General features: G+C 69.6%; 1 pseudogene. It reads right to left on the reverse strand.

Features of this window, described 5'->3' with window-relative positions:
- Positions 1-237 (reverse strand): annotated as a pseudogene (locus tag KVS67_RS14240) (heavy metal translocating P-type ATPase); the annotation flags it as partial.

Genomic DNA, 237 nt, shown 5'->3' on the forward strand with positions numbered 1-237 from the left:
GGCGAACATGGGGGAGAACGCGACCACCGGGATGGCGATGATCAGATTGACACAGACCAGCCGCCGGAACTGGCCGACGTGGTCGCCGTGGCCCGCGTGCCCACCGCCGTGATGACCGTGCCCGGCGTGGTCACCGTGTTCCATGGTGTGGTCTTCGTTCCCGGCGCGCGAGTCGTCACGGTGGCCGGACCCGGTGGTCGCGACGCCGGCGTGGTCATGGTGATGCGTGGTCGGGTC

The sequence above is a fragment of the Micrococcus sp. GbtcB5 genome (assembly GCF_019091605.1).
Taxonomy (GTDB): domain Bacteria; phylum Actinomycetota; class Actinomycetes; order Actinomycetales; family Micrococcaceae; genus Micrococcus; species Micrococcus luteus.